Origin of the sequence: Delftia sp. S65 (genome assembly GCF_016516495.1) — a bacterium.
GTDB classification, from domain to species: domain Bacteria; phylum Pseudomonadota; class Gammaproteobacteria; order Burkholderiales; family Burkholderiaceae_C; genus Comamonas; species Comamonas acidovorans.
The window spans coordinates 92,466-118,491 of sequence record NZ_JACVUR010000014.1 but is presented as its reverse complement, the minus strand read 5'-3'; the positions used below and the strand labels follow the sequence as shown (position 1 = coordinate 118,491).

20 protein-coding genes and 1 riboswitch are annotated in these 26,026 nt (G+C 68.1%); of the genes, 4 read left to right on the top strand and 16 right to left on the bottom strand.

Translation table 11 applies throughout. The annotated features are described in order from the left end of the window. Positions 1-181: 181 nt before the first annotated feature. Positions 182-1,612 (bottom strand): bifunctional UDP-N-acetylglucosamine diphosphorylase/glucosamine-1-phosphate N-acetyltransferase GlmU, encoded by a 1,431-nt coding sequence (glmU, locus tag IAE24_RS14445; RefSeq protein ID WP_034397314.1) that lies wholly within the window; start codon positions 1,610-1,612, stop codon positions 182-184. A 104-nt stretch (positions 1,613-1,716) separates the two neighbouring features. On the opposite strand from glmU, the gene IAE24_RS14440 reads away from it, so the two are divergent. Next, a complete protein-coding gene (locus tag IAE24_RS14440; RefSeq protein ID WP_012207701.1) occupies positions 1,717-2,691 on the top strand; it encodes a LysR substrate-binding domain-containing protein in 975 nt (324 codons plus the stop codon). A 127-nt stretch (positions 2,692-2,818) separates the two neighbouring features. On the opposite strand, the gene tyrS is transcribed toward IAE24_RS14440, so the two are convergent. Beyond that, on the bottom strand, positions 2,819-4,051 hold the full coding sequence (tyrS, locus tag IAE24_RS14435; protein WP_012207702.1) for a tyrosine--tRNA ligase: 1,233 nt from the start codon (positions 4,049-4,051) through the stop codon (positions 2,819-2,821). A gap of 194 nt (positions 4,052-4,245) precedes the next feature. Here tyrS and IAE24_RS14430 point away from each other — a divergent pair, with 194 nt between their 5' ends. Continuing rightward, the gene (locus IAE24_RS14430) at positions 4,246-5,613 is read left to right on the top strand and encodes a peptidoglycan DD-metalloendopeptidase family protein (RefSeq protein WP_034397315.1); all 1,368 of its coding nucleotides are present in this window, start codon (positions 4,246-4,248) and stop codon (positions 5,611-5,613) included. Positions 5,614-5,718: 105 nt separating this feature from the next. Then, entirely contained in the window at positions 5,719-6,867 is a 1,149-nt protein-coding gene (locus IAE24_RS14425; RefSeq protein ID WP_199960227.1) for an anhydro-N-acetylmuramic acid kinase, read from the top strand. An 87-nt stretch (positions 6,868-6,954) separates the two neighbouring features. Here IAE24_RS14425 and IAE24_RS14420 read toward each other — a convergent pair whose 3' ends face one another. From IAE24_RS14420 to rplM, 7 genes are all read right to left on the bottom strand, one after another. Further along, entirely contained in the window at positions 6,955-8,253 is a 1,299-nt protein-coding gene (locus IAE24_RS14420) for an NCS2 family permease (RefSeq protein ID WP_012207705.1), read from the bottom strand. Positions 8,254-8,429: 176 nt separating this feature from the next. After that, a complete protein-coding gene (xdhB, locus tag IAE24_RS14415) occupies positions 8,430-10,856 on the bottom strand; it encodes a xanthine dehydrogenase molybdopterin binding subunit (protein ID WP_199960226.1) in 2,427 nt (808 codons plus the stop codon). 1 nt (position 10,857) lies between these two features. Continuing rightward, a complete protein-coding gene (gene xdhA, locus IAE24_RS14410) occupies positions 10,858-12,471 on the bottom strand; it encodes a xanthine dehydrogenase small subunit (protein WP_199960225.1) in 1,614 nt (537 codons plus the stop codon). A gap of 279 nt (positions 12,472-12,750) precedes the next feature. Next, entirely contained in the window at positions 12,751-14,193 is a 1,443-nt protein-coding gene (gene mdtD / locus IAE24_RS14405; RefSeq protein ID WP_013800450.1) for a multidrug transporter subunit MdtD, read from the bottom strand. Between the two features lie 116 nt (positions 14,194-14,309). Next, a complete protein-coding gene (gene erpA, locus IAE24_RS14400) occupies positions 14,310-14,684 on the bottom strand; it encodes an iron-sulfur cluster insertion protein ErpA (protein ID WP_013800449.1) in 375 nt (124 codons plus the stop codon). Between the two features lie 214 nt (positions 14,685-14,898). Then, positions 14,899-15,291 (bottom strand): 30S ribosomal protein S9, encoded by a 393-nt coding sequence (gene rpsI / locus IAE24_RS14395; RefSeq protein WP_012207710.1) that lies wholly within the window; start codon positions 15,289-15,291, stop codon positions 14,899-14,901. Between the two features lie 10 nt (positions 15,292-15,301). Then, positions 15,302-15,730, bottom strand: a complete 429-nt coding sequence (gene rplM / locus IAE24_RS14390) for a 50S ribosomal protein L13 (protein WP_012207711.1) — start codon at positions 15,728-15,730, stop codon at positions 15,302-15,304. Positions 15,731-15,976: 246 nt separating this feature from the next. On the opposite strand from rplM, the gene IAE24_RS14385 reads away from it, so the two are divergent. Continuing rightward, positions 15,977-16,849, top strand: a complete 873-nt coding sequence (locus IAE24_RS14385; RefSeq protein ID WP_199960224.1) for a 23S rRNA (adenine(2030)-N(6))-methyltransferase RlmJ — start codon at positions 15,977-15,979, stop codon at positions 16,847-16,849. A 7-nt stretch (positions 16,850-16,856) separates the two neighbouring features. Here the strand turns inward: IAE24_RS14385 and IAE24_RS14380 are convergent, their stop codons facing one another. The 7 genes from IAE24_RS14380 to IAE24_RS14350 form a co-directional block, all read right to left on the bottom strand. Further along, entirely contained in the window at positions 16,857-17,774 is a 918-nt protein-coding gene (locus tag IAE24_RS14380) for a septal ring lytic transglycosylase RlpA family protein (protein ID WP_199960223.1), read from the bottom strand. Positions 17,775-17,852: 78 nt separating this feature from the next. Then, positions 17,853-18,680 carry a methylenetetrahydrofolate reductase [NAD(P)H] gene (metF, locus tag IAE24_RS14375; protein WP_199960222.1) on the bottom strand — a complete coding sequence of 276 codons (828 nt, stop codon included), beginning with the start codon at positions 18,678-18,680 and terminating at the stop codon, positions 17,853-17,855. Positions 18,681-18,702: 22 nt separating this feature from the next. Then, on the bottom strand, positions 18,703-19,890 hold the full coding sequence (locus tag IAE24_RS14370) for a TlyA family RNA methyltransferase (RefSeq protein ID WP_199960221.1): 1,188 nt from the start codon (positions 19,888-19,890) through the stop codon (positions 18,703-18,705). A gap of 157 nt (positions 19,891-20,047) precedes the next feature. Continuing rightward, a complete protein-coding gene (gene ahcY, locus IAE24_RS14365; protein WP_199960220.1) occupies positions 20,048-21,478 on the bottom strand; it encodes an adenosylhomocysteinase in 1,431 nt (476 codons plus the stop codon). A gap of 70 nt (positions 21,479-21,548) precedes the next feature. Next, positions 21,549-21,633, bottom strand: a riboswitch (S-adenosyl-L-homocysteine riboswitch). 7 nt (positions 21,634-21,640) lie between these two features. Beyond that, positions 21,641-22,384: a response regulator gene (locus tag IAE24_RS14360; RefSeq protein ID WP_034397322.1), complete on the bottom strand. Its 744-nt coding sequence runs from the start codon at positions 22,382-22,384 to the stop codon at positions 21,641-21,643. Positions 22,385-22,410: 26 nt separating this feature from the next. Further along, entirely contained in the window at positions 22,411-25,116 is a 2,706-nt protein-coding gene (locus IAE24_RS14355) for a sensor histidine kinase (RefSeq protein ID WP_043820198.1), read from the bottom strand. A 34-nt stretch (positions 25,117-25,150) separates the two neighbouring features. Further along, entirely contained in the window at positions 25,151-26,014 is an 864-nt protein-coding gene (locus IAE24_RS14350; RefSeq protein WP_199960219.1) for a TorF family putative porin, read from the bottom strand. Positions 26,015-26,026 lie beyond the last annotated feature (12 nt).

The window sequence follows — 26,026 nt, the reverse complement described above, 5'->3', positions numbered from 1 at the left end:
GAAATCACGGCCGCGCGCCTATCGCGGCCGTGATTTCTGCTGGTGGCTGGGCGTGGGGGGCGGATGGGGTGCGAAAGGTTCCGTCATGGCATGGACAGGGTCAGGAGATTCGGCAAATCGGCGTACCCCGTACGGGACCCGCCGGCGATGCGGGCCCTCGAGCCCACGTGTCTCGGAAGTCTCAGGACTTGGGCAGTTTGACTGGGCGCTTCCAGCTGGTGATGCTCACCTGCCTGCCCCGCGATACCGTGAGCACGCCGGGCTCGGTGCTCTTGGTGACCGTGGAGCCGCCGCCCACCGTGCCACCCGCGCCAATGGTGACGGGCGCCACCAGCACGCAGTTGCTGCCGATGTGCACGTCGGCCTCGATCACCGTGCGGTGCTTGTTCACGCCGTCGTAGTTGGCCGTGATGGAGCCGGCGCCGTAGTTGACGCGCTCGCCCACCGTGGCATCGCCCAGGTAGGCCAGGTGGTTGGCCTTGGCACCATCGGCCAGCACGGAGTTCTTGACCTCGACGAAGTTGCCGATGTGCACTTCGCGGCCCAGTTGCGCTCCGGGGCGCAGGCGCGCAAACGGGCCGACCAGGGCGCCCTCGCCCACGCTGACGCCGGCCTTCTCGCCATCGACATGCGTGTACGGATGGAGGACGGCGCCCGCCGCAATCGTGGCGTTGGCAATGCTGCAATAGGCGCCGATGCGCGCACCTTCGCCAATCTCCACATGGCCGCTGAAGATGCAGCCCACGTCGATCTCCACATCCTGCCCGCAGGCCAGGCGTGCCGCGCGGCCCGTGCGCGGGTCGTCGCGCAGGTCAAAGCGCGCGGGGTCGGCCAGGCGCACGCCCTGCTCCATCAGCGCACGGGCCTGGGCGCCCTGGTGGGCGCGCTCCAGCTCGGCCAGTTGCAGCGGGCTGTTGACGCCCGCCACCTGCACCGGGTCGGCAATGCAGTGCGCGACCACGGGCACCCCGTCGGCCACAGCCATGGCGACCACGTCGGTCAGGTAGTACTCGCCCTGGGCGTTGTCATTGGTCAGGCGGGCCAGCCAGCCGGCCAGGTGGCGGGCCGGCACGGCCATGATGCCGCTGTAGATTTCCTGGATGGCGCGCTGGGCGTCATTGGCATCCTTTTGCTCGACGATGCGCTGCACCGTGCCGTCTTCGCCGCGCACGATGCGGCCATATCCCGTGGGATCGGGCAGGCGCACGGTCAGCAGGGCCAGCCGCTGGCCATCGGCCGCATCGACCAGGGCGCGCAGCGTGTCGGCCTGCGTCAGCGGCACATCGCCCGAGAGCACGATGACCATGCCATCGCCCGCCAGCGCGGGCACGGCCTGCTGCACCGCGTGGCCCGTGCCCAGCTGCGGCTCCTGGCGCACGAACTTCAGCGCCATGGAGCCGCCCTGGCAGGCCGCCGCCATGGCGGGCTCCACCTGGTCCGCGCCGTGGCCCGTGACCACCACGGCCGAGCGCGCATCCAGCTGCGCCGCCGTGGACAGCACATGGCCCAGCAACGGGCGCCCCGCCAGGCGCTGCAGGACTTTGGGAAGGCGGCTTTTCATGCGCGTGCCCTTGCCCGCGGCCATGATGACGAGATCCAGAGGTGCTGTCATAGGTGATTCATCCAAAACGCCAGAACCTGTGCCGGCAACGCCGCCGATTATCTGCCCGCCAAGGGCTGCGGCCGGTCACACGATTGACGTATGCTGGCGGCGCCATGCCCCATGCCACCACTGCACCCGTTCCCCTGCTGCGCACACGCGCCATCGGAGCCGGCCATCTGCGTGCCTTCCTGGCCGTGGCCCGGCACCTGAATTTCCGCGCGGCCGCCGACGAGCTGTCGCTGACGCAGTCGGCCGTGAGCCGCCAGATCCAGTCACTGGAGGATGAAGTCGGCGTGCCGCTGTTCCTGCGCCACACGCGCGCCGTGGAGCTGACCGGGGCCGGCGCCCAGCTGCTGCGCTCGGTGGCGCCCGCGCTGGAGCAGATCGACGCCTCGGTGCGCCAGATCCGCCAGACCGTGGGCCGCAAGAGCGTAGCCATCACCACCTGGGCCAGCTTTGCCGCCATGTGGCTGATCCCGCGCCTGGAGTCCTTCCAGCGCGCCTGGCCCGATATCGACATCCGCATCGACACCAGCGACACCGTGATGGACCTGGACACCACCGACGTGGACCTGGCCCTGCGCTACGGCCGCGCGGGCGACGGCTGGCCCCAGGCGCAGCGCCTGTTCGGCGAACAGCTGGCCGTGGTGGCCAGCCCGCGCCTGCTGGCCGGCGGCCCGCCGCTCAGGACGCCGGCCGATGCCGCGCGCTACACGCTGATCGAGACCGGCGACGCCCACCGCATGCCCCAGCTGGAATGGCTGGGCTGGCAGCGCTGGTTCGGCGTGCAGGGCTGCGACCAGCTGCAGCCGCCGCGCTGGCTGTACTTCAACTACGCCCACCAGATCGTGCAGGCCGCCCTGGCCGGACAGGGCCTGGCGATTGCGCGGCTGCCGCTGGTGGCCGATGCGCTGGCGGCTGGCGACCTGGTCGAGGTGCTGCCCGCGCACCGGCTGGAATCGCCGCTGGCCTACTGGCTGATCGTGGGCCCGCGCAGCGCCGCGCGTCCCGAGGTGGCCGCCTTCTGCCGGTGGCTGCAGGAGCAGGCCGAGGTCACGCGCGAAACCGTCGAATCGCCCCCGGCTTGAAAAATGCCCCCCACGCTCTCCCGAAGGGGCCGTTTTCATCTTGGGGCGGCCCGGCGATGAAAAAAGGACGCGGGCATGCCTGCGTCCTTCATTCCTGTGCAGCCGGGCGCATGGCCCGGCGCGGTCATCAGCCCAGCGTCACGCGCGCAAACTTGCGCTTGCCCACCTGCACCACATAGGTGCCGGCTTCGAGCTTGAGGCCCCGGTCGCTGATGGCCGTGCCGTCCACGCGCACGCCGCCGCCGTCGATCAGGCGGTTGGCCTCGCTGGTCGAAGGCGCCAGGTTGGCCTGCTTGAGCAGGGCACCGATGCCCAGCGGCGCGCCCGACAGGCTGACCTCGTCGATCTGGTCGGGAATGCCGCCCTTGCTGCGGTTGTTGAAATCCTGCTCGGCCGCATCGGCCAGCGCCGCGCTGTGAAAGCGCGCCGTGATTTCCTTGGCCAGCAGCACCTTGGCGTCCTTGGGATTGCGCCCGCCTTCCACCTCGGCCTTGAGCGCGGCGATCTCGGCCAGGCTCTTGAACGACAGCAGGGTGTACCAGTTCCACATCAGCGTGTCCGAGATGCTCAGCACCTTGGCGAACATGGTGTTGGCGTCCTCGGTGATGCCGATGTAGTTGTTCTTGGACTTGGACATCTTGTGCTCGCCGTCCAGGCCCACCAGCAGCGGCATGGTGAGCACGCACTGCGTGTCCTGCCCGTATTCCTGCTGCAGATGGCGGCCCATGAGCAGGTTGAACTTCTGGTCCGTGCCGCCCATCTCCAGGTCGGCGCGCAGCGCCACCGAGTCATAGCCCTGCAGCAGCGGGTAGAGGAACTCGTGCAGGCTGATGGAGCTGCCGTCGGTGAAGCGCTGGTGGAAGTCGTTGCGCTCCATCATGCGGGCCACCGTGTACTTGGCCGACAGCTCGATCATGCCGCGCGCGCCCAGCTTGTCGCACCACTCGCTGTTGTAGCGCACCTCGGTGCGGGCGGGGTCCAGCACCTTGGCGGCCTGGGTGTAGTAGGTCTCGGCGTTGACCTTGATCTGCTCGGCCGTCAGCGGCGGGCGCGTGCTGTTGCGGCCCGAAGGGTCGCCGATCAGGGTGGTGAAGTCGCCGATCAGGAAGATCACCTGGTGGCCCAGGTCCTGCAGCTGGCGCATCTTGTTGAGCACCACGGTGTGGCCCAGATGGATGTCGGGCGCCGTCGGGTCCAGGCCCAGCTTGATGCGTAGCGGCACGCCGGTGGCCTCGGAACGGGCCAGCTTTTGCACCCAGTCCGCCTGGGGCAGCAGCTCATCCACGCCGCGCAGGGTGGTTTCAAGCGCTTGGCTTACACCGTCGGTGACCGGGTATGTTGTAACAGCAGATTGATTCATAAGGGTTTTTCGCCAGGCCGCGTAGGACTGCGTCGGTATACTCCGGGGATTTTCCCGCTGCGGCGAATTCTAGACGCCCGCCTATCCGCACCGCAGAGCGCGGACTTGTTGCCCGTCTGGAGAGCGTATCCCGCCGCTGCGATGCTGTCCGTCCCCCGCAGGGCCGGATGCGCGCAACCCAAGGATCTGATGTTGTGAAATATGGCTTGAACCATGCCAGCGGTGCTCTTGTTGCGCGGCTGACCTCCGTGATCCAGCAACACCCCAAGCGTGTCACCGCAGCACTGGCAGCCATCTTGCTCACGGGCGGCGGCGGCGCCTTCGCCGTGGCCAACCTGGGACCCGATCCGGCAGACCTGCCGGTGCGCATGCTCTCCACGCCCGTGGAATCGCTGGCCGAAGGCCAGACGCTGGCCGAGCTGACCGACAGCGTGCAGGGCATGTCCCTGTACCGTTCCGAATACACGCGCGGCAGCGACACGGCCGAAACCCTGCTCCAGCGCCTGGGCGTGGCCGATCCGGCCGCCGCCGCCTTCATGCGCGGCAACGACCAGGTTCGCCAGCATGTGCTGGGCCGCGCCGGCCGCCTGGTGACGGCCGAGACCACGCCTGATCACCAGTTGTCGCAGCTGACCGTGCGCTGGGCACCCGACGAGGACGGCAGCTTCCGCCGCCTTGTGGTCGAGCGCAAGAACAATGAACTGAGCACCCGCATCGAGACGGGCAAGCTGACGGCCTCGCCCCGCCTGGCCGGCGGCATCATCCGCAGCTCGCTGTTCGCCGCCACCGACGCGGCCTCCATCCCCGATGCCGTGGCAATGCAGATGGCCGACATCTTCCAGGGCGACGTGGACTTCCGCCGCAGCCTGCGCAAGGGCGACCGCTTCTCCGTGGTCTACGAATCGCTGGAAGCCGATGGCGAGCCGCTGCGCGCAGGCCGCGTGCTCAGCGCCGAGTTCCACAACAACGGCAAGGTCGTGCAGGCGCTGTGGTTCCAGGACGAAGGCAAGGCCAAGGGCGACTACTACACCATGGACGGCAAGAGCCGCCGCCAGGCCTACCTGACCTCTCCCGTGGAGTTCTCGCGCATCAGCAGCGGCTTTGCCATGCGCATGCACCCCATCCACAAGACCTGGCGCGCCCACCTGGGCACGGACTTCGCCGCTGCCACGGGCACCAAGGTGCGTACCGTGGGCGACGGCACCGTCTCCTTCGCGGGCGTGCAGAACGGCTACGGCAACGTGATCTTCGTGGACCACGCCAACAACCACACCACGGTCTACGCCCACCTGAGCCACATCGGCGTCACGCGCGGCCAGCGCGTGGAGCAGGGCGACATCATCGGCAACGTGGGCTCCACGGGCTGGGCCACCGGCCCGCACCTGCACTTCGAGTTCCGCGTCAACGGCGAGCACCGCGATCCCATGACCATCGTCCAGGCCACCGATGCCGCCCGCCCCGTCTCCAAGGCCGGCCGCGCTGCCTTCGACAAGATGGCCGCGCAGATGCGCATCGAGCTGCAGGCATCGAACGAAGCACTGGCCCTGGCCAGCGAACGCTGAGCCACCGCGCTCCCATCCCGCAAAGGCTGCCCTGGCAGCCTTTGTTGTTTCAGGCGCATCTTTTTGTGATCGCGGGTCCCGGGCCGCAGGGCTACCATTGCCGGCATGAACCAGCCCACCCCCTCCCCCATCGCCCACCGCTACTGCATAGGCCTGATGTCCGGCACCTCGCTTGACGGGGTGGATGGCGTTCTCGTGGACTTTGCCGAAGGCACGCAGGTGCTGTGGCATGCCAGCCGGGGGTTCGACGCCGCGCTGCGCGCCGCGCTGCTGGCCCTCAACACCCCCGATGGCCGCGACGAGCTCCACCGCGCGGCGCTGGCAGCCAATGCGCTGGCGCGCAGCTACGCCGAGGTGGTGCGGGAACTGCTGCAGGCCACGGGCCTGGCGCCCGCGCAGATCGCCGCCATTGGCGCCCACGGCCAGACCGTGCGGCACCGGCCGCAGATGTTCGACGGCACGGGCTACACCTTGCAGCTCAACAGCCCGGCCCTGCTGGCCGAGCTCAGCGGCGTTGCCGTGGTGGCCGACCTGCGCAGCCGCGATGTGGCCGCAGGCGGCCAGGGCGCGCCGCTGGTGCCCGCCTTCCACCAAGGCGTGTTCGGCCGGCCCGGCGAGACGGTGCTGGTGCTCAACATCGGCGGCATTGCCAACCTCAGCGTGCTGGCGGGCGATGGCACGGTGCTGGGCTTCGACTGCGGCCCCGGCAATGCGCTGATGGACGGCTGGTGCCAGGCGCACACGGGCCAGCCCTATGACGACGGCGGCCAGTGGGCGGCCACGGGCCAGGTGCTGCCCGCCCTGCTCGACCGCCTGCTGGCCGAGCCTTTCCTGCTGCAGCCGCCGCCCAAGAGCACGGGGCGCGACCTGTTCCACGCGGACTGGCTGGCCGGCCATCTTTCCGCCAGTGCAACCAGCGCCGCCGATGCCCGCCCTGCCGACGTGCAGGCCACGCTCACCGAATTCACGGCCCGCGCCTGCGCCGGCGCCGTGCAGCGCTTCGGGCGTGGCGGCGGCGAGCTGCTGGTCTGCGGCGGAGGCGCCTTCAACACGCAACTGATGCAGCGCATCGCCGCCTTGCTGCCTGGCGTGGCCGTGGACACCACGGCCGCGCGCGGCCTGCCGCCGCAGCAGGTGGAGGCCGCCGCCTTCGCCTGGCTGGCGCGCCAGGCCCTGCTGGGTTTGCCCGGCAACCTGCCCGCCGTGACAGGCGCACGCGGCCCGCGCATCCTGGGCGCCATCCACCCCGCATGAGTACCGCGGAAAAGCAGCGCCAGCAAAAAGGCCCGCGCAAGGCATTGCTGCCAGGCGCGGGCCCCCCACCAAAAACAGTGCGCTACGTCAGCCGCCGATATAGACGAACTTGAAGAGGAAGACGCCGCCGATCAGCCACACCATCCAGTGCACTTCCTTGGCGCGCCCCGTGAACAGCTTGAGCACGGCATAGGTGATGAAGCCGAAGGCCAGGCCATTGGCCACCGAGTAGGTGAAGGGCATGAGCAGGGCCGTGACGGCGGCGGGGATGGCCTCGGTGGTCTCGCCCCATTCGATCTCGGTCAGCTCCTTGAGCATCAGGCAGGCCACGAAGAACAGCGCGGGCGCCGTGGCGTAGCCGGGCACCACGCCGGCCAGCGGCGACAGGAACAGGCAGCACAGGAAGAGCACGGCCACGGTCAGCGCCGTCAGGCCCGTGCGGCCGCCCGCCTGCACGCCGGCCGCGCTTTCCACGTAGGCCGTGGTGCTGGAGGTGCCCAGCAGCGAGCCCGCGAAGATGGCACCGCTGTCGGCCAGCAGCGAACGGTTGAATCGTCCCATGCGGCTGGGCACCAGCAGGCCCGCGCGCTTGGCCACACCCATCAGCGTGCCCGTGGCATCGAACAGCTCGACCAGGAAGAACACCAGCACCACGTTGAGGATGCCGCCCGTCAGCGCGGACTTGATGTCCAGCTGCAGGAAGGTGGGCGCAATGGAGGGCGGCGCCGAGAACACACCGTGGAACTCGTTGCCTGCGAAGAAGAACGAAGCCACGGTGACCGCGACGATGCCGATCAGAATGGCGCCCGGCACCTTCAGGCGGTCCAGCACCACGATGATCAGAAAGCCCAGCGAGGCCAGGATGACTTCGGGCTTGTGCAGGTCGCCCAGGGTCACGAAGGTGGCCGGCGATGCGGCGACGATGCCCGCGCTCTTGAGCGCGATCAGCGCCAGGAACAGGCCGATGCCCACGGTGATCGCTATGCGTATGGACTGCGGTATGCCCTTGATGATCAGCTCCCGCAGGCCGAACAGCGTCACCAGCAGGAACAGGCAGCCCGAGACGAAGACCGCGCCCAGCGCGGCCTGCCAGGTGAAGCCCATGTGCAGCACCACCACGTAGGCGAAATAGGCGTTCAGGCCCATGCCCGGCGCAAGTGCGATGGGATAGTTGGCGTACAGCGCCATGATGGTCGTGCCCAGCGCCGCGATCAGGCAGGTGGCCACGAAGACGGCTCCCTTGGGCATCCCCGCATCCCCCAGGATCGAGGGATTGACGAAGATGATGTAGGCCATCGTCAGAAAGGTCGTCAGGCCCGCGACCAGCTCGGTTCTTACATTGGTGCCGTGCTCACTGAGCTTGAACACCCGTTCCATCCAGTTCATCGCATTGTCTCCGTGTTGTTTTCGCATGCGGGGCGCAACGGTTGTGAAAGCGCCCAGGGTTGAGCACCGGCTGTCCAGGCCGGCACAAGGCATGGCACCCTGCCGGGCGGCCATGGACCTGGTGGCGCGCATCGCTGCGCGCGGATTCAAGGAATGAGGGGGCGGCGCCGGTCCGCTCAGCTCCCGGCGGCCTGCACGGCCTCGATGGCGCGCAGGATGGATTCCGGCGTGGCCGGCGATTGCAGCGGCGGGTTGCTGCGGTGCCCGCCCGCGGCCGAGACGGCATCGCGGATGGCGAAGAACACCGAGAACGGCAGCAGCAGCGGCGGCTCGCCCACGGCCTTGCTGCGGTGGATGGAGTCCTCGAAGTTGTCGCCCTCGAACAGCCGCACGTTGAACACGGGCGGGCAGTCATTGGCCGTCGGGATCTTGTAGGTGCTGGGCGCGTGCGTGGTGAGCTTGCCGCTTTGCGGGTGCCAGACCAGCTCTTCCGTGGTCAGCCAGCCCATGCCCTGGATGAAGGCGCCCTCGACCTGGCCCACGTCCACGGCCGGGTTCAGCGAGCGGCCCACGTCGTGCAGCACGTCGGCGCGCAGCAGCTTGAACTCGCCGGTCAGCGTGTCCACCACCACCTCGCTCACGGCCGCGCCGTAGGCGTAGTAGTAGAAGGGCCGGCCCTGCATGGTGTCCTTGTTCCACGACAGGCCGGGCGTGGCATAGAAGCCGTCGGACCACAGCTGCACGCGCTCGATGTAGGCCTCGCCCACCACGGCCTTGAAATCCAGCACCTTGCCGTTGACGTGGACCTGGTCGTTGGCAAAGCGCACGTCCTCCGCGCGGCCGCCATGGCGCTCTGCGGCGCAGGCGGCCAGGCGTTCGCGGATCTGACGCGCCGCGTCCTGAGCGGCCTTGCCGTTGAGGTCGGCCCCCGTCGATGCCGCCGTGGCCGAGGTGTTGGCCACCTTGGTGGTGTCGGTGGCCGTGACGCGCACGCGACCGAAGCCCACGCCCAGCTCATGCGCCACGACCTGGGCCACCTTGGTGTTCAGGCCCTGGCCCATCTCGGTGCCGCCGTGGTTCACGAGGATGGAGCCGTCGTTGTAGACATGGACCAGGGCGCCGGCCTGGTTGAAGTGCTTGACGTTGAAGGAGATGCCGAACTTGAGCGGCGTCAGCGACAGGCCGCGCTTGAGCACGGGGCTGGCCGCGTTGAACTCGGCGATGGCATCGCGGCGCGCGCGGTAGTCGCTGCAGGTCTCCAGCTCGGCCACCAGCTCGTGGATCACGTTGTCGGTCACGACCTGGCTATAGGGCGTGACATTGCGCTCGGTCTTGCCGTAGAAGTTGACGCGGCGCACATCGAGCGCATCGCGCCCCAGCTCGCGCGCCACCGTCTCCATGATGTTCTCGATGGCGATCGCGCCCTGCGGGCCGCCGAAGCCGCGGAACGCCGTATTGCTCTGCGTATTGGTCTTGCCGGAGTAGCCGTGCATGGACACATCGGGCAGCCAGTACGTGTTGTCGAAGTGGCACAGCGCGCGCGTCATCACGGGGCCGGACAGGTCGGCCGAGTGGCCGGCGCGCGAGACCATGGAGATCTCGGCGCCCAGGATGCGGCCCTCGTCGTCGTAGCCCACCTCGTACTCGTACCAGAAGCAGTGGCGGCGGCCCGTGATCATGAAGTCGTCATCGCGGTCCAGGCGCAGCTTGACGGGGCGGCGCAGCCGCGTCGCGGCCACCGAGGCCACGCAGGCGAACAGGGCCGACTGCGACTCCTTGCCGCCGAAGCCGCCGCCCATGCGGCGGCACTCCACATGCACGGCGTGCGAGGCCACGCCCAGCGCATGCGCCACCAGATGCTGCATCTCGCTGGGGTGCTGGGTGGAGCAGTACAGGTGGACGGCACCGTCCTCCTTGGGAATGGCGTAGCTGATCTGGCCTTCCAGGTAGAACTGCTCCTGGCCGCCCACGTAGAACGATGACTTCAGGCGGTGCGGCGCCTCGTCCATGGCGCGGCGCGCGCCGCCTTCATTCGTGCTGCGCGCCAGGTGCATGGGCGGCAGCACGTACTGGCCCAGCTCATGCGCCTGCTGGGGCGTGAGCACGGGCGGCTCGGCCGTGATGTCGGCCGCCGCCTTGGCCTGGGCCGCAGCCAGGCGCGCAGCCTCGCGGTTTTCGGCGATCACGGCGAACAGCGGCTGGCCCAGGTAGCGGATTTCGCCGCTGCACAGGATGGGGTCGTCGTGGATGATGGAGCCGCAGTCGTTGACGCCGGGAATGTCCTCGCCCGTGAGCACGGCCACCACGCCGGGCATGGCGCGGATGGCATCCAGCCTGAGCGCATTGAGCCGGCCATTGGCCACGGGCGACAGGCCCAGCGCACAGTGCAGCGTGCCGTCCAGCTCGGGCAGGTCGTCGATGTAGGCGGCCTCGCCGGCCACATGCAGATGGGCCGATTCATGCGGGCGGCTGATGCCCACGCGCTGGCCCTGGGTGTGGGCGCCGGCCTCGGCGCGCTCGTCCACGCGGAAGGCGGTGTTCTTCAGGTAATGCGCAAAGGCCTCGGACGAGTGCAGCAGGGAGGGATCGATGGGGCGGTTCATTTCAGGCTCCTTGGTGCACTGCGTGGGGCATCACGCTCCAGACGCTGGTGGCCTGCAGCGGCAGCGGCTGCTGCGGACGTGTCTCCAGCCACAGGCGCTGCAGCAGGTTCTGCGCCACCTTGAGCCGGTAGTCGGCGCTGGCGCGCATGTCGGACATGGGCTTGAAGTCCTGGGCCAGCGCGGCCTGGGCGGCCTTCACTGCGGCCTGGTCCCAGGGCTGGCCCACGATGGCCGCCTCCGCCAGGGCCGCACGCTTGACCACGGCGGCCATGCCGCCAAAGGCCAGGCGGGCGGACTTCACCACCTCGCCATCGAGCTCGATGGCCAGCCCCGCGCACAGCGCCGAGATATCGCAGTCAAAGCGCTTGCTGATCTTGTAGGCACGGGTCTGGCGCCTTGCAGCGTCCAGCGGCACGGCCAGTGCCTGCACGAACTCGCCCGGTTCCAGCTGGTTCTTCATGTAGTCCAGATAGAAGTCATGCAGCGGCATGCGGCGCACGCGCGCGCCCTTGCGCAGCTCGATCTGCGCGTCCAGCGCCATCAGCACGGGCGGGGAGTCGCCAATGGGCGAGCCATTGGCCACGTTGCCACCCATGGTGCCCGCATGGCGGATGGGCACGGAGGCAAAGCGCAGCCACACGTCGGTCAGCCCCTCGAAGCGCTGCGACAGCGCGGACCAGGCCGATTCCAGCGAGGCACCGGCGCCGATGTACAGCTCGCCGCCGTCCAGGCTGCCCGCGCCGTGGCGTTCCTCGACGCGCTTCATCTCGGCCACGTCGCCCACATAGACGATGTCGCCCAGGTCGCGGAACTGCTTGGTCACCCACAGCCCCACATCGGTGGAGCCTGCCAGCAGGCGCGCGCGGGGCTTGGCCTCGCACACGGCGGCCAGCTCGTCCAGCGTGCGCGGAGCGTGGAAGCTGTCCACACGGCCGCCCTGGGCGGCGTTGGGAGCGGCGTAGTCCAAGCCGGCATCCTGCGCGCGCAGGCCCTGCAGTGCCTGCACCACGGGGTCGGTGGCCATGCGCGTGGCGGGCAGGTCGAACATGCGCTGGCCTGCGTCCAGGATGGGACGGTAGCCCGTGCAGCGGCACAGATTGCCCGACAGCTCGTCGGCCAGCTGCTGGCGCGAGGGGCGCGTGCCGGCCTGCTGGTGGTGCTCGTAGGCCGACCACAGCGACATCACGAAGCCCGGCGTGCAAAAGCCGCACTGCGAGCCGTGACAGTCCACCAGCGCCTGCTGCACGGGGTGCAGCTCGGCCCCGCCTGCGGGCTTGCCGGTGGCACAGCCCTGCTTGCTGGCGCACTGGCCCTTGACGTCCTCCACCGTGAACAGCGCCTTGCCATGCAGCGTGGGCAGGAACTGGATGCAGGCATTGACCGTCTGCAGCTGCAGGCCGCCCACGGCGTCGGGCGCGCCGTCTTCGGCCAGCTCGGCGATGACCACCGTGCAGGCGCCGCAATCACCTTCGTTGCAGCCCTCCTTGGTGCCGGTGCAGCGCGCGTCGCCGCGCAGCCAGTCGAGCACCGAGCGCGTGGGATGCGGCCCCTGTACCTCGACGATCTGGCCGCGGTGATAGAAGCGGATGGGTTGGGAACTGGGGCTCTGGCTCATGCTCGTGGGGGCAACTGCTGGTGCGTGGACTGTTCGGATCACGACTTACGCAAATTCCGAGGAAGAAAGCCGCTGGCCCTGTGGCGATGGCGTGTTTGCGTTCTTGCTTGCGTAAGTCCTGCGGATGTACCCGAGATTAAGTCCAGCCCCGCCCAAACGCATAAGACGGCCTCGATATTTCCTATGCGGGCTGCCATATATCCTTGCCAAAAACAAGGGTAAACCCGCAACAAAAGTGTGGATTGCAGCGGTTCAGGGTTCAAAAGCTATGCACAGCCCTCACTCGTGCTCGGCCGGCTCCAGAGGCTTGGGCCGCACATCCTCATCGTCGCCGAGCTGCGAGAAGATCATGGTCGAGGCCAGCGTCACCGCGCCCATGCAGACGAAGGTGGCGCGGAAGGCATTGAGGGTGTGCTGCGGCGTGTCGCCGCCGAACCATTCGCTGAAACCGGCCAGCACCGCACCTGCGGCGGCCACGCCCATGCCCATGGCCAGCATCTGCACCATGGACAGCAGGCTGTTGCCGCTGCTGGCGTTGCCGGCATCGAGGTCCTTGAGCGTGACGGTGTTCATGGCCGTGAACTGCATGGAGTTGGTGGCGCCGAAGATCAGCAGCTGGACGATAACCACCCACAGCGGCAGCGCCGTGGAGACCGTACCGAAGCTGGCGATCATCAGCGACAGCACCAGAGTGTTGCCCATGAGCACGCGGCGGTAGCCGATGCGCTGGATCAGCGTGGTGGTCTGGCGCTTCATGGCCATGCTGGCCAGCACCGTGGGCAGCATCATCATGCCGGCCTGCAGCGGAGAGAAGCCCAGGCAGACCTGCAGCACCAGCGGGATCAGGAAGGGCATGCAGGAGCTGCCCAGGCGCGAGAACAGGTTGCCCAGAAGGCCCACGCGCAGGCTGCGCACGGCAAACAGCTCGGGGGCGAACAGCGGGTCGGGCCGGCGCAGCGCGTGCAGCCAGTAGGCGGCCAGGCTGGCCAGACCGAAGATCAGCAGCACGAAGACCATGGCGCCGTGTATGCCCTTGCCCGACATGCTGTCCAGCGCCAGCGACACGGCCACCATGCCGAAGGCCAGCAGCGCATAGCCCACGCCGTCGAAGCGCTTGACGGCAAAGCGGTCGCCCACCGGCATGAAGCGCAGCGTGGCGGCCAGGCCGATCAGGCCCACGGGCACGTTGACCAGGAAGATCCAGTGCCAGCTCACGTACTCCACCATCCAGCCGCCCAGCGTGGGGCCGATCAGCGGCCCGACCAGGCCGGGGATGGCCACGAAGCTCATGGCCTTGAGGAACTGCTCGCGCGGAAAGGCGCGCAGCACGGCCAGCCGCCCCACCGGCATGAGCAGCGCCCCGCCCATGCCCTGCAGCACGCGCGCAGCCACCATCAGCTGCAGGTTGGGCGCAATCGCGCACATCACCGAGCCCAGCACGAACAGCGCAATCGCCCACAGGTAGACGCGCCGCGTGCCGAAGCGGTCGGCCATCCAGCCCGAGGCCGGGATCAGCATGGCCATGGTCAGCGAGTAGGCGACGATGACCGACTGCATGCGCAGCGGGCTCTCGCCCAGGGCCTCGGCCATGGTGGGCAGCGCGGTGTTGACGATGGTGCCGTCCAGCGTCTGCATGAAAAAGCCGATGGCCACAAGCCATAGCAGCACCGAACGCGAGGAGGATGTGGTGGAGGCGGAAGCGCTTTTGTCTTCAGGAATCATGGCAAGGCAGGGAGGGCGCAGGCGTTAAAAAACCGCCTGCGCATTGCTGCGCGGCGGTTGGTGGCGTGTTGTGCGGCGGGCTGCTGCGGGCTTCACTGCAGCGCGGCCAACAAGGCTTATACCGAGAAGCTCGATCCGCAGCCGCAGGTGGTGGAGGCGTTGGGGTTCTTGATCACGAACTGCGCGCCCTGCAGGTCTTCCTTGTAGTCGATCTCGGCACCCACCAGGTACTGGTAGCTCATGGCGTCGATCAGCAGCGACACGCCATTCTTGGTCATGGTCGTGTCGTCGTCGTTGGTGATCTCGTCGAAGGTGAAGCCGTACTGGAAGCCCGAGCAGCCGCCGCCCTGCACGAACACGCGCAGCTTCAGGTCAGGGTTGCCTTCCTCGGCGATCAGATCGGCCACCTTGGCAGCTGCGCTGTCGGTGAAGACGATCGGGGTGGGCATTTCGGCGGTGGTGGTTTCGGTGATTTCTGCGACGGCGCTCATGGGGATACTCCGAAGTTCTCAATTGGCCCGAATGGTACAGCAAAGGGCTCGGGAATTCCCGGGGCCGCCGGCTTGACGACAGTGCAAGTGGGGGCATTGGCCACCGACGGCGAAGGTGAATGCGAAGGGTTTGCATCGCCCAGAAAAAAACCGCCGGCAAAGGCGGTTTTTTTCTGGGGAAAGCCCCGGGGGACTTTCCTGCAGTGCCAGCGGATTAACGCTTGGAGAACTGCTTGGCGCGGCGTGCGGAGCGCAGGCCGACCTTCTTACGTTCGACTTCACGAGCGTCACGCGTCACGAAGCCGGCTTGGCTCAGGACGGGCTTGAGCGCTGCGTCATAGTCGATCAGGGCGCGGGTGATGCCGTGGCGGGTAGCGCCGGCCTGGCCGGATTCACCACCACCGTGGACGTTCACTTGAATGTCGAAAGCTTCCAGGTTGCTCGTCAGAGCCAGGGGCTGCTTTGCGATCATGATCGAGGTTTCGCGGCCGAAGTATTCCTGAATGTCCTTGCCATTCACGGTAATCTTGCCGGAGCCCTTCTTCAGGAACACGCGTGCGACGCTGGATTTGCGACGGCCGGTGCCATTGTTCCAATCACCAATCATCTAGGTCTCCTTAGATTTCCAGAGCCTTGGGCTGCTGGGCGGTGTGGGGATGCTCAGCACCGCCGTACACCTTGAGCTTCTTGATCATTGCGTAGCCCAGGGGACCCTTGGGCAGCATGCCCTTGACGGCCTTTTCCAGAGCACGGCCGGGGAACTTGGCCTGCATGTCGCGGAAGTTGGTGGCAGTGATGCCGCCGGGGAAACCAGAGTGGCGGTAGTACACCTTGTCCAGGTTCTTGGTGCCGGTGACCTTGAGCTTGGAGGCGTTGATGATGACGATGAAGTCGCCGGTGTCAACGTGAGGTGTGTAAATGGCTTTGTGCTTGCCGCGCAGACGGAGTGCCACTTCGCTGGCGACACGTCCGAGCACCTTATCGGTGGCGTCAATCACAAACCACTCGTGTTGCACCTCAGCGGGCTTTGCGCTGAATGTAGACATGAGTTTTCTCTTTCAAGAAAGGTTTGGCGGGCCCTTTTCCGCGGTCGGCGCTTCTTCAAAAAGGAAGCCTCTTAGGCGGGGATGTAAACTTCGCCGCGGGACCCTAAAATCGCTGCGAAGCCCTCCATTATACAAAAACGGCAGGTCTTCGCCATCCCCCTTGCGCCGCCCTGTCTTCAGCGCCGGCCCCCATCCTTCAGCCGCCACGGGCAACCACCCGGCAGCGCGGCTGGTTACCATACGCCTATGTTCAGTTACCGCCACGCCTTCCATGCAGGCAACCATGCCGATGTGCTCAAGCACACCGTGCTGATCGCCACCCTGCAATACCTCCTCCAGAAGGATGCCGCCCTCACGGTGCTGGACACGCACGCCGGCGCCGGCCTGTACCGACTGGACGGCGACTACGCCAACAAGAGCGGCGAGTCCGCCGACGGCATCATGCGCCTGGCCCAGGCCAAGGAGGCCGAGCTGGCCCCGGTGCTGCATGCCTACCTGGCCACGGTGCGCTCCTTCAACCAGGGCGCGCAGCTGCGCAACTACCCGGGCTCGCCCTTCATCATCCAGTCCCTGCTGCGCGTGCAGGAGCGCGACAAGCTCAAGGTCTTCGAGCTGCATCCCACCGACATGCGCTCGCTGGCGGGCAACATTGCCCAGCTCGAAGCGGGCCGCCAGGTGGCCGTGCTGCACGAGGACGGCTTCGAAGGCATCAAGAAATTCCTGCCACCACCGTCGCGCCGCGCCCTGGTGCTGTGCGACCCCAGCTACGAGCTCAAGAGCGACTACGCCAAGGTGCTGGACATGGCGGCCGACAGCCTCAAGCGCTTTGCCACAGGCACCTATGCGGTCTGGTATCCGATCATCCCGCGCCCCGAGGCGCACGATCTGCCGCGCCGCCTGAAGACCATGACCACCAAGGCCGGCAAGAGCTGGCTGCATGTGGAGCTCACGGTCAAGAGCAACAAGACGTCGGAGCGCGGCGGCCTGCCGGCCAGCGGCATGTTCCTGATCAATCCGCCGTTCAATCTCAAGGAACAGCTCAAGCCGGCCATGCCGCAGCTGGTCAAGCTGCTCGGTCAGGACGAGAACGCGGCCTTCACGCTCGAATCGGGCGGCTGAACACGGTTCAGCGCGAGCTCGACGCCGCAGAGGCCACTGCCGTGGCCGAGGCTGCGGCGGGCGCTGCGGCCTTCGCCACCGGCTTGGCGGCAGGGGCGGCACGGCTGGCCACGGCCGTGCGTGCATTGGGCCTGGATGCGGGCGCCTTGGCCTGCACACGCGGCCGGACCGGGGCCTTTGCCTGAACCTGGGTCCGCGCCTGCGTTTGTGTTTGTGTCTGTGCCCTGGCCTGCTGAGTCTTCTTGAGGGACTCTGCCTTCCTGGCGGTGACCAGGGTTTCGGGGCATTCTTCCTCGCCTTCGTCGAGCTGCCACAGCTCCACGGGCTTGATGCCCAGGCCGACCATGCCCAGCTCCTGCGCAGCAGCCTGGCTCAGGTCGATCACGCGGCCGGGCGCAAACGGCCCCCGGTCATTGATGCGCACCACCACCGTCCTGCCTGTCGCGGCGCTGCGCACACAAACGCGGCTGCCGAAGGCGAAGCTGCGGTGCGCAGCCGTCAGCTCTTCCTTGTCGAAACGTTCGCCGCTGGCCGTCAGCCGGCCATGCAGTCCCGGGCCATACCAGGAAGCCAGGCCTTGCTGGTCACTGTCGCGCGAGGGAACGAGGGCGAAATCGGGATTGGAGGGAGTGTCGGCACTCTCTTCGGGCGAAGCCGGTTCGGAGGGCCTGGCATCCGCGGACCTGCTGGCAGGCGGTGTGGCCCGCGAGGCGCGGCTGCTGCGCTTGCCTGCGGAGGGAACGGCCGCAGGCGTCTGGCCTTCAGCCATGGCCTCGGCACCTGCTGCACCAGCAGAACCGGCCATCAGGGCGCCGGACTCGGCATCGGTTTCGGCCACGGGAGCCGGTGCGCAGCCAGCCAGGGTGGCGGTGATGGCACACATGGCCAGCCAGCGCCAATGCAGGCGTCGAAAATTACGATCCATGGGCAAAAACCTCCAGGGAACGCCTGACCGTTCCCAAGTTCTAGAGGGCCGCCCGGGGCCGGCGCAGTGGCTGCGCGCTCAAAGGCCCAATCGATCGCAGATTTCCAGCGTGGCGACGCTCTGGTTCATCGTATAGAAGTGCAGCCCGGGAGCGCCCTGGCTGCGCAACTGCTCGCATAGACGGGACACGACATCGAGGCCGAAGGCGCGAATGGACGCCGTGTCATCTCCGTAAGCCTGCAGACGCAGGCGGATCCAGCGCGGGATCTCGGCGCCGCAGGCGTCCGAGAAGCGCATCAGCTGCGTAGAGCTGGTGATGGGCATGATGCCGGGAACAACCGGTGCATCAAGCCCCATGCCGCGCGCCGCATCAACGAAACGGCAGTAGGCGTCGGCATTGTAGAAATATTGGGTGATCGCGGAATCCGCGCCAGCGCGCACTTTAGCCGCAAACGCTTCCAGATCGGAATGTGGGGATTTCGCCTGCGGGTGGACCTCGGGATAGGCTGCCACCTCGATGCGGAACCAGTCGCCGAACTCGCGGCGGATGAATTCCACGAGGTCGCTGGCGTACTGGAATTCACCGCCCAGGCCATAGCCGCTGGGCAGGTCGCCGCGCAGCGCGACGATGCGGCGCACGCCCATGGCCTTGAGCTCCTGCAGCTCGGCACGCACCTTGTCGTGCGTGGCGCCCACGCAGGAGAAATGCGATGCCGCGCTGACGCCTTCGCTCTGGATGTCACGCACCATGTTGAAGGTGCCGGCCTGCGTGGAGCCGCCCGCGCCATAAGTGACGGAGCAGAACTGGGGCTTGCGTGCATAGAGGTTCTTGCGCACCTGCACATGCTTGGCCGCGCCTTCGGGCGTCTTGGTCGGGAAGAATTCGAAGCTGATCGGAAAGCTCATGTAAGACTCACTGCTCAGTGTTTCATTCGTTGCGTTTGCGCAGCTTGGCGCGCCCAGGTCCGGGCACGCCGAACTCGGTGCTGGTGTCGATCACACGCTCGTTGCGCTGCTCGCGCAGCACGGTGCGGGACACGCGCTTGGGCGCGGCCTTCACGGCCGAACGGGGTTCATCCTCGTCCTGCGTTTCAGGCTGCTCTGGCTCCTTCACCACGGCCGCCTGCTGGGCATGCACGAAGAATTCGCGGTTGCCGTCACCGCCTTCGATGGCCGACTCCATCCAGCCCTTGACCTCCAGGCCCAGCTCGCCCAGGCAGGTGCGGATGCGCTGCTCCACCTCGGTGAACAGGGCCGCATCGCGCACGATGCCGCCCTTGCCGACCTGGCCCGGCTGCAGTTCGAACTGCGGCTTGACCAGCATCAGCAGCTGGCCATGCGGCTTGAGCAGGCGCGTGACGGCCGGCAGCACCAGGGTCAGCGAGATGAAGGACAGATCGCCCGTGACGAAGTCGAACTGCGGCGTGATGTCCACGTCGGCAAACTCGGCGCGGCGGCGGCGCTGCGTGGCCACCGTGCCTTCTTCCCGGGCTTTGCCCTTGGCCGCGCGCTCGGCCTTGAAGGCCTCGATCTCTTTTTCCTTGGCGTCGTCGCTGTCGTCGTAGTCTTCATCGACCAGACCGCCGTTGCGCATCCAGGCATAGGGCGCCACGGGCTGGGTGTCGTTGTCGTCGGGATCTTCTTCCCAGCGTTCGGACAGCACTTCCTCGCAGGACTCCTGCAGGCCCTCGGCCGTCACCGCGCGGGCGTTGACGCCCTCGACGCAGATCACACGCACATCCGAGCGCAGCCGGTCATGCAACTGGCCGTGGCCCACGTCCACGCCGATGACCTGGGCGGCGCCCGCCTGCAGCAGGCAGTCGGTGAAACCGCCCGTGCTCTGGCCCACGTCCAGGCAGCGCAGGCCCTGCACCGACAGCTTGGTGGCCGCCAGTGCGCCTTCCAGCTTCAGCCCGCCGCGCGAGATGAACCGGGCCTCGGCCCCGTCCAGCAACTGCAGCTCGGCACCCGCAGGAATCTCGTCGCCGTTCTTGGCAACCTTCTTCCAAGGCGTCAGCGGCGTCATGCGCCATTGCACGCCGCCTGCAATCAGCCGCTGCGCCTGCGAGCGCGTGGCCGCATGGCCGGCTTCCACCAAAAATACATCTGCGCGCATAGCGTCGCTCCAGGAAATCTCAGTTGACTAATGCCCGAAACCGGCGCGACCCAACTCAGGGACGCCAAGCAAGGGCCGCCCCGCAGCGAGGGCGTCGTCCCCCTCCTCCGCGAAGCGGATAGAGAGGGGGAAGGCGCGTCAGCGCCTCAGGGGGTGCTTAGTAGCGATAAGTTTCGGGCTTGTAGGGACCCTGCTTGCTCACGCCGATATAGGCAGCCTGGCCGTCCGTCAGTTCGGTCAGCATGGCGCCGACCTTCTTCAGGTGCAGGCGGGCGACCTTCTCGTCCAGGATCTTGGGCAGCACGTAGACCTTGCCGACCTCGTAGGCATCGGGCTTGGTGAACAGCTCGATCTGGGCGATGGTCTGGTTGGCGAACGAGGCGCTCATCACGAAGCTGGGGTGGCCGGTGGCGCAACCCAGGTTCACCAGGCGGCCCTTGGCCAGCAGGATGATCTTCTTGCCGTCAGGGAAGGTGATGTGGTCCACCTGGGGCTTGATCTCTTCCCACTGGTACTGCTCGATGGAGGCGACGTCGATCTCGTTGTCGAAGTGGCCGATGTTGCAGACGATGGCTTCGTTCTTCATGGCCACCATGTGCTCGTGGCGGATGATATCGCGGTTGCCGGTGGTGGTCACAAAGATGTCGGCCTTGTCGGCTGCCCACTCCATGGTCACGACCTTGTAGCCTTCCATGGCCGCCTGCAGGGCGTTGATGGGATCGATCTCGGTGACCCAGACCTGGGCCGACAGCGCGCGCAGCGCCTGGGCGCAGCCCTTGCCCACGTCGCCGTAGCCGGCCACCACGGCAACCTTGCCGGCGATCATCACGTCGGTGGCGCGCTTGATGCCGTCCACCAGCGATTCGCGGCAGCCGTAGAGGTTGTCGAACTTGCTCTTGGTGACGGAGTCGTTGACGTTGATGGCACGGAACTTCAGCGTGCCCTTGGCCGACATCTCGTTGAGGCGGTGCACGCCGGTCGTGGTCTCTTCAGTCACGCCGATGATGTGGGCGCTCTTGCGCGTGTACCAGGTGGGGTCCTGGGCCAGCTTGGCGCGGATGGCGGCGAAGGCGATCTTCTCTTCTTCGGAGGCGGGGTTGTCCAGCACGGACAGGTCCTTTTCGGCGCGCATGCCCAGGTGCAGCAGCATGGTGGCGTCGCCGCCGTCGTCCAGGATCATGTTGGGGCCTTCGCCTTCGGTGCCGGCGGCGCCGAATTCAAAGATGCGGTGGGTGTAGTCCCAGTAGTCGGCCAGCGATTCGCCCTTGATGGCGAACACGGGCGTGCCGGTTTCCGCGATGGCGGCAGCAGCGTGGTCCTGCGTCGAGAAGATGTTGCACGACGCCCAGCGCACTTCGGCGCCCAGGGCCTTGAGCGTCTCGATCAGCACGGCCGTCTGGATGGTCATGTGCAGCGAGCCGGTGATGCGCGCGCCCTTGAGGGGCTGGGCAGCGGCGAATTCCTCGCGCGTGGCCATCAGGCCGGGCATTTCGGTTTCGGCGATCCGGATTTCCTTGCGGCCCCAGGCAGCGAGGGAAATGTCAGCGATGGCCGTGTCGGCGGAAACGGGACGAACAGCAGCGTTCATGGTTTTCTCCAAAAGATGAATGAAAAACCACGTTCTGCGGGAGACGAAAAAAAGCTCACCGCACAGAAAGCGTGGGCGAGCGTCGTTGCAGGTATGACTCCGAGCCTCGCGACCACGCCTGATGTGTGGGGGCCGCTGCAACGCTCCTCAGAGAGGCGCCGATTATACCGATCCCGGGGATGCCTCACCGCCCAGCCCCACAAGCCGGTAGCCCACCTGCAGCTCGGTCACCAGGTGGCGCGGCTGGGCCGGCTCGTCCTCGATCTTCTGGCGCAGATTGGCCATGTGCACGCGCAGGTAGTGGGCGCGACTCAGGTACTCGGGGCCCCAGACCTGCAGCAGCAGCTGGCGGTGGGTCATCACACGGCCCTGGGCGGCGATCAGGGCCGCCAGCAGGCGGAATTCGATGGGCGTGAGGTGCACCGGCTGCCCCGCGCGCCGCACCTCATGCGTGGCCAGGTCCACCTGCACCGGGCCGAAGTGCACCTTGCTGGACGCGGCGGTGCCGCCCGCCCCACCGGCGGCGCCCAGCTGCTGGCGGCGGCGCAGCATCACGCGCAGCCGGGCCAGCAGCTCGGGCACGCCGAAGGGCTTGACCAGGTAGTCGTCGGCGCCGGCATCCAATGCGGCCACCTTCTCGTCCTCACGCTCGCGCGCGGAGAGCACGAGCACGGGCACGGAGGACCACCCGCGCAGCTCGGTCAGGACCTGCTTGCCATCGGCGTCCGGCAGGCCCAGGTCGAGGATGACCAGGTCCGGCTGGCGGCTCGCCGCCTCTATCAGGCCGCGGCGCGCGCTGTCGGCCTCGAAGACCTGCCAGCCTTCGTCTTCCAGCACCAGGCGCACGAAGCGGCGGATGCCGGGGTCGTCCTCGATCATCAGGATGCGGTTGGCGGGCGTGCTCATGGGGTGCTTTCGTGCATGGCGGGACTCTAATCCAGCGCAGGCTGCTCGGGCACGGGAAAGCGCAGCGTGAAGATGGTGCCCGGGCCGGGCCGTGCGGCGGCAGCCTCGATGCGCCCGCCATGCGCCTCGACGATGCTGCGCACCAGCGCCAGGCCCAGGCCGATGCCCGAGACGGTGGACTCGGCCGTGCCGCGCGTGAAGGGCTCGAACAGCGTCTCCACCGGCAGGTGCGATGGCAGGCCCGGCCCGCCATCGCGCACGGACAGCAGCAGCTCGCCATCCTGCACACGCGCACTGATGGCCAGCGGCGTGCCGGCCGGCGTGTACTTGGCGGCGTTGTCCAGCAGGTTGACCAGCACGCGCTCCATGAGCAGGGCATCGAGCTGCAGCAGCGGCAGGCTGGCGGGCACGTCGGTGCTCACGGGATGCTGGCCCAGGCGCGCGCGCATCTGGCGCAGCGCGCTGCCCACCACTTCATCCAGCGGAAGCCATTCGCGCTGCAGGTGCACGCCGCCTTGCTGCAGGCGCGCCATGTCCAGCAGGTTCTCCACCAGGCGCTGCATGGCCTGCGCCTGGATGCGGACCTGCTCCAGCATGTCGGCCGCGCCGCCCGGCGGCACATGGCGCTGCGCGGCCTCGGCCGCGCCCAGGATGGTGGTCAGCGGCGTGCGCAGGTCGTGCGAGACGGCCGACAGCAGGGTGTTGCGCATGCGCTCGCCCTCCATGGCGATCTGGGTCTGCTGGGCCACGGCCACGAAGTGCTGGCGCTCCAGCGCCAGCGCCACCTGGCTGGCGCAGGCCTCCAGCAGACGCTGCTCCTCGGGCACCTCCAGGCGCTGCGGCGCGCGCAGCTGCAGCACCAGCACGCCGCGCATGCGCACAGGTGCGGCCAGCGGCACATAGCGGGCCGGTGCGGCCGGCAGCGTGTCCGTGCCCTGGCCGGCCTGCTGGCCATGGTCCATGGCCCAGCGCGCAATGCTGTCGTCCATGGGGCAGGGGCCGCCGCCCGCGGGCCGCAGGCGCTCGTCGGCATCGGGCAGCAGCAGCCCGGCCTGGGCGTCGAACACGCCCGAGACCGTGCGCAGCGCGATCTCCACCACCTGCTCCTGCGTGAGCGCGCCCGACAGGTCGCGCGCCAGCCGCGCCAGGGCGCCCGCGCGCCGCTCGCGCTCGGCCGCCACGCGCGCCTCATGCCTCAGCCGCGCCATGAGCTGGCCGCAGACCAGGGCCACGCCTAGCATCAGCACGAAGGTGAACAGGTACTGCGTGTCGTTGACATGGAAGGATCCGCGCGGAGGCACGAAGAAAAAGTCGAAGCACAGTACCGACAGCAGCGCCGCCCAGGCGCCCGGGCCACGCCCCCAGCGCAACGAAGACAGCACGACGATGAGCAGGAACAGCATCACCACGTTGGCCGGGTCGAAGATGCGCAGCAGCTGCTCGGCCAGCACCGTGGCGGTCAAGCAGGCCAGGGTCACGCCGGCATAGCCCTTCCAGGGCAGCGGCCTGCGCCGCAGCGGTGCGGCAGGCGCGGCCTCGGTCCGGGCCGCGCTGGAGCCCCCGGAGAGCACCAGCACGTCGATGTCGGGATGCAGCTGGACGATGCGGTCAGGCAGGCTGCGGCCCCACCAGCGCCAGGGCGACCATGCCGGGCGCGGCGGCTGGGCCAGTACCAGGCGGCTGGCGTTGCGCTCGCGCGCGAAGGCGACCAGGGCCTCGGCCACATCGGCGCCCGGCAGCGTGGCCGTCTCGGCGCCCAGGCGCGCGGCCAGGGCCAGGGTCTTGAGCACGGCGGCCTGCACGCTGCGTGGGCGGTGCTGGCGCTGGGGCGCGTCCACGTAGACCACCATCCAGTCCGCATCGAGCCGGCGCGCCATGCGCGCGACCTGGCGCACCAGGGCGTCGTCGCCCGCGTGTCCTGCCACGGCCACCAGCAGGCGCTCACGCGCAGGCCATACCGTGCCTATGGAGCGCTCGCGCCGGTAGTCGCGCATGTCCTCGTCCACGCGGTCGGCCGTGCGGCGCAGCGCCAGCTCGCGCAGCGCCAGCAGGTTGCCGCGCCTGAAGAAGTTGCGTGAGGCCCGCTCGGCCTGCTCCAGCATGTAGACCTTGCCGTCCTTCAACCGGCGCAGCAGTTCGTCGGGCGAGATGTCGACGACGATGACCTCGTCGGCATCGTCGAAGATCTGGTCGGGCACGGTCTCGCGCACCGTGATGCCCACGATGCCGCCCACCACGTCGTTCAGGCTTTCCAGGTGCTGCACGTTGATCGTGGTCCAGACATCGATGCCTGCGTCCAGCAGCTCCTGCACGTCCTGCCAGCGCTTGGGATGGCGCGAACCCGGCGCATTGCTGTGCGCCAGTTCATCGAGCAGCAGCACGCGCGGCCGCCGCGCGAGCGCCGCATCCAGGTCGAACTCGCGCAGCGTCCGCCCCTGGTGCGGCAGCTCGCGCAGCGGCAGCTGCTCCAGGCCATGCAGTTGCTGCGCCGTTTCCTTGCGGCCATGGGTTTCCACGAGTCCCACCAGAACCTCGCGGCCCCCCTGGCGTTCGCGCTGGGCGGCGGCCAGCATGGCGTAAGTCTTGCCCACGCCTGCATTCGATCCGAAGTAGATGCGCAGCTTGCCCCGTCCCTCCTGCGCCCGCTCATGGCGCAGGCGCGCGACCAGGGCGTCGGGATCGGGGCGCGGCAGACCGGGCGGCGCCGGCTCGGCAGAGGACGAAATGGGCATGGTTCTCAGCCTAGCACCAGAGCGTGCTCCCACACTAGAACGCCGCCGACAGCGACAGCACCCAGCCGCTGCGCCCCAGGCTTTGCATCTGGCCCGCCGCGTTGGCCGCGCGGTAGTAGCGCGTGTCGGCCGAGGTACCGGCCCAGGCCAGCGTGGCCGTCCACGGTCCCCAGCTGCGGGCCAGCGAGACGCGCCAGTCGGCATACGACAGTTCGCTGTAGTTGCGCACCTGCGTGTGGCCGGCATGCAGGCCCAGCACGGCCCAGTCGCCCAACGGGTGCTGGTAGTTCAGGTCCAGATAGCTGCTGCCGCGTGAGCTGCCGCTGCCGGGAAGTGCCTCGGCAAAAGCCGTGGCCGCCGTGCTGTCGCGCAGCCCGAAGTAAGGCGTCAGCGCCAGCGACCATTTGGCGCTGAAGCCGCCGTTGGTGACGCCCAGATAGGCCTCGGTGGTGTCGTAGCGCACGCCGCCGCTGCCATCCCCGCGGGGCACGCGCGCGCCGGGGTAGTTGTAGTGCAGCAGGCCGATGTCGCCCGTCCAGCCCGGCAGCAGCTCGGTACGCCAGCCGCCGTACAGGTCCAGCTCCAGCGCGCGGCCATCCAGATAGCTGTGGCGCGACACGCTGGAGCCGGACACGCCCAGGTAGGCGCCGCGCGGCAGCGACAGCTCCAGCCCGCCCTGCAGCGCCGGCCCCATCCAGCTTTGCGAGATGCCACGGAAACGGTAGTCGCTGAGCAGCGTCACGCTGCCGGTGAGGGCGTAGGCGGGTACGGGCGATTCCTGGGCAGCGGCGCTGGCAGCGCTGACGGGGGAGGTCTCGGCCTGCGCATGGCAGGATGCGGCCGCCAGCGACAGCAGTGCGGCCAGGGAGAAATGGGGGACGGCACAAGCGGTCGTCATGGAAGAAACGGA

What these genes read in the sequence shown, in the direction of transcription:
- glmU (WP_034397314.1), bottom strand. Translation starts at nt 1,612, where the DNA reads ATGACAGCACCTCTGGATCTCGTCATCATGGCCGCGGGCAAGGGCACG.
- IAE24_RS14440 (WP_012207701.1), top strand. Translation starts at nt 1,717, where the DNA reads ATGCCCCATGCCACCACTGCACCCGTTCCCCTGCTGCGCACACGCGCC.
- tyrS (WP_012207702.1), bottom strand. Translation starts at nt 4,051, where the DNA reads ATGAATCAATCTGCTGTTACAACATACCCGGTCACCGACGGTGTAAGC.
- IAE24_RS14425 (WP_199960227.1), top strand. Translation starts at nt 5,719, where the DNA reads ATGAACCAGCCCACCCCCTCCCCCATCGCCCACCGCTACTGCATAGGC.
- IAE24_RS14420 (WP_012207705.1), bottom strand. Translation starts at nt 8,253, where the DNA reads ATGAACTGGATGGAACGGGTGTTCAAGCTCAGTGAGCACGGCACCAAT.
- xdhB (WP_199960226.1), bottom strand. Translation starts at nt 10,856, where the DNA reads ATGAACCGCCCCATCGATCCCTCCCTGCTGCACTCGTCCGAGGCCTTT.
- xdhA (WP_199960225.1), bottom strand. Translation starts at nt 12,471, where the DNA reads ATGAGCCAGAGCCCCAGTTCCCAACCCATCCGCTTCTATCACCGCGGC.
- mdtD (WP_013800450.1), bottom strand. Translation starts at nt 14,193, where the DNA reads ATGATTCCTGAAGACAAAAGCGCTTCCGCCTCCACCACATCCTCCTCG.
- erpA (WP_013800449.1), bottom strand. Translation starts at nt 14,684, where the DNA reads ATGAGCGCCGTCGCAGAAATCACCGAAACCACCACCGCCGAAATGCCC.
- rpsI (WP_012207710.1), bottom strand. Translation starts at nt 15,291, where the DNA reads ATGATTGGTGATTGGAACAATGGCACCGGCCGTCGCAAATCCAGCGTC.
- rplM (WP_012207711.1), bottom strand. Translation starts at nt 15,730, where the DNA reads ATGTCTACATTCAGCGCAAAGCCCGCTGAGGTGCAACACGAGTGGTTT.
- IAE24_RS14385 (WP_199960224.1), top strand. Translation starts at nt 15,977, where the DNA reads ATGTTCAGTTACCGCCACGCCTTCCATGCAGGCAACCATGCCGATGTG.
- IAE24_RS14380 (WP_199960223.1), bottom strand. Translation starts at nt 17,774, where the DNA reads ATGGATCGTAATTTTCGACGCCTGCATTGGCGCTGGCTGGCCATGTGT.
- metF (WP_199960222.1), bottom strand. Translation starts at nt 18,680, where the DNA reads ATGAGCTTTCCGATCAGCTTCGAATTCTTCCCGACCAAGACGCCCGAA.
- IAE24_RS14370 (WP_199960221.1), bottom strand. Translation starts at nt 19,890, where the DNA reads ATGCGCGCAGATGTATTTTTGGTGGAAGCCGGCCATGCGGCCACGCGC.
- ahcY (WP_199960220.1), bottom strand. Translation starts at nt 21,478, where the DNA reads ATGAACGCTGCTGTTCGTCCCGTTTCCGCCGACACGGCCATCGCTGAC.
- IAE24_RS14360 (WP_034397322.1), bottom strand. Translation starts at nt 22,384, where the DNA reads ATGAGCACGCCCGCCAACCGCATCCTGATGATCGAGGACGACCCCGGC.
- IAE24_RS14355 (WP_043820198.1), bottom strand. Translation starts at nt 25,116, where the DNA reads ATGCCCATTTCGTCCTCTGCCGAGCCGGCGCCGCCCGGTCTGCCGCGC.
- IAE24_RS14350 (WP_199960219.1), bottom strand. Translation starts at nt 26,014, where the DNA reads ATGACGACCGCTTGTGCCGTCCCCCATTTCTCCCTGGCCGCACTGCTG.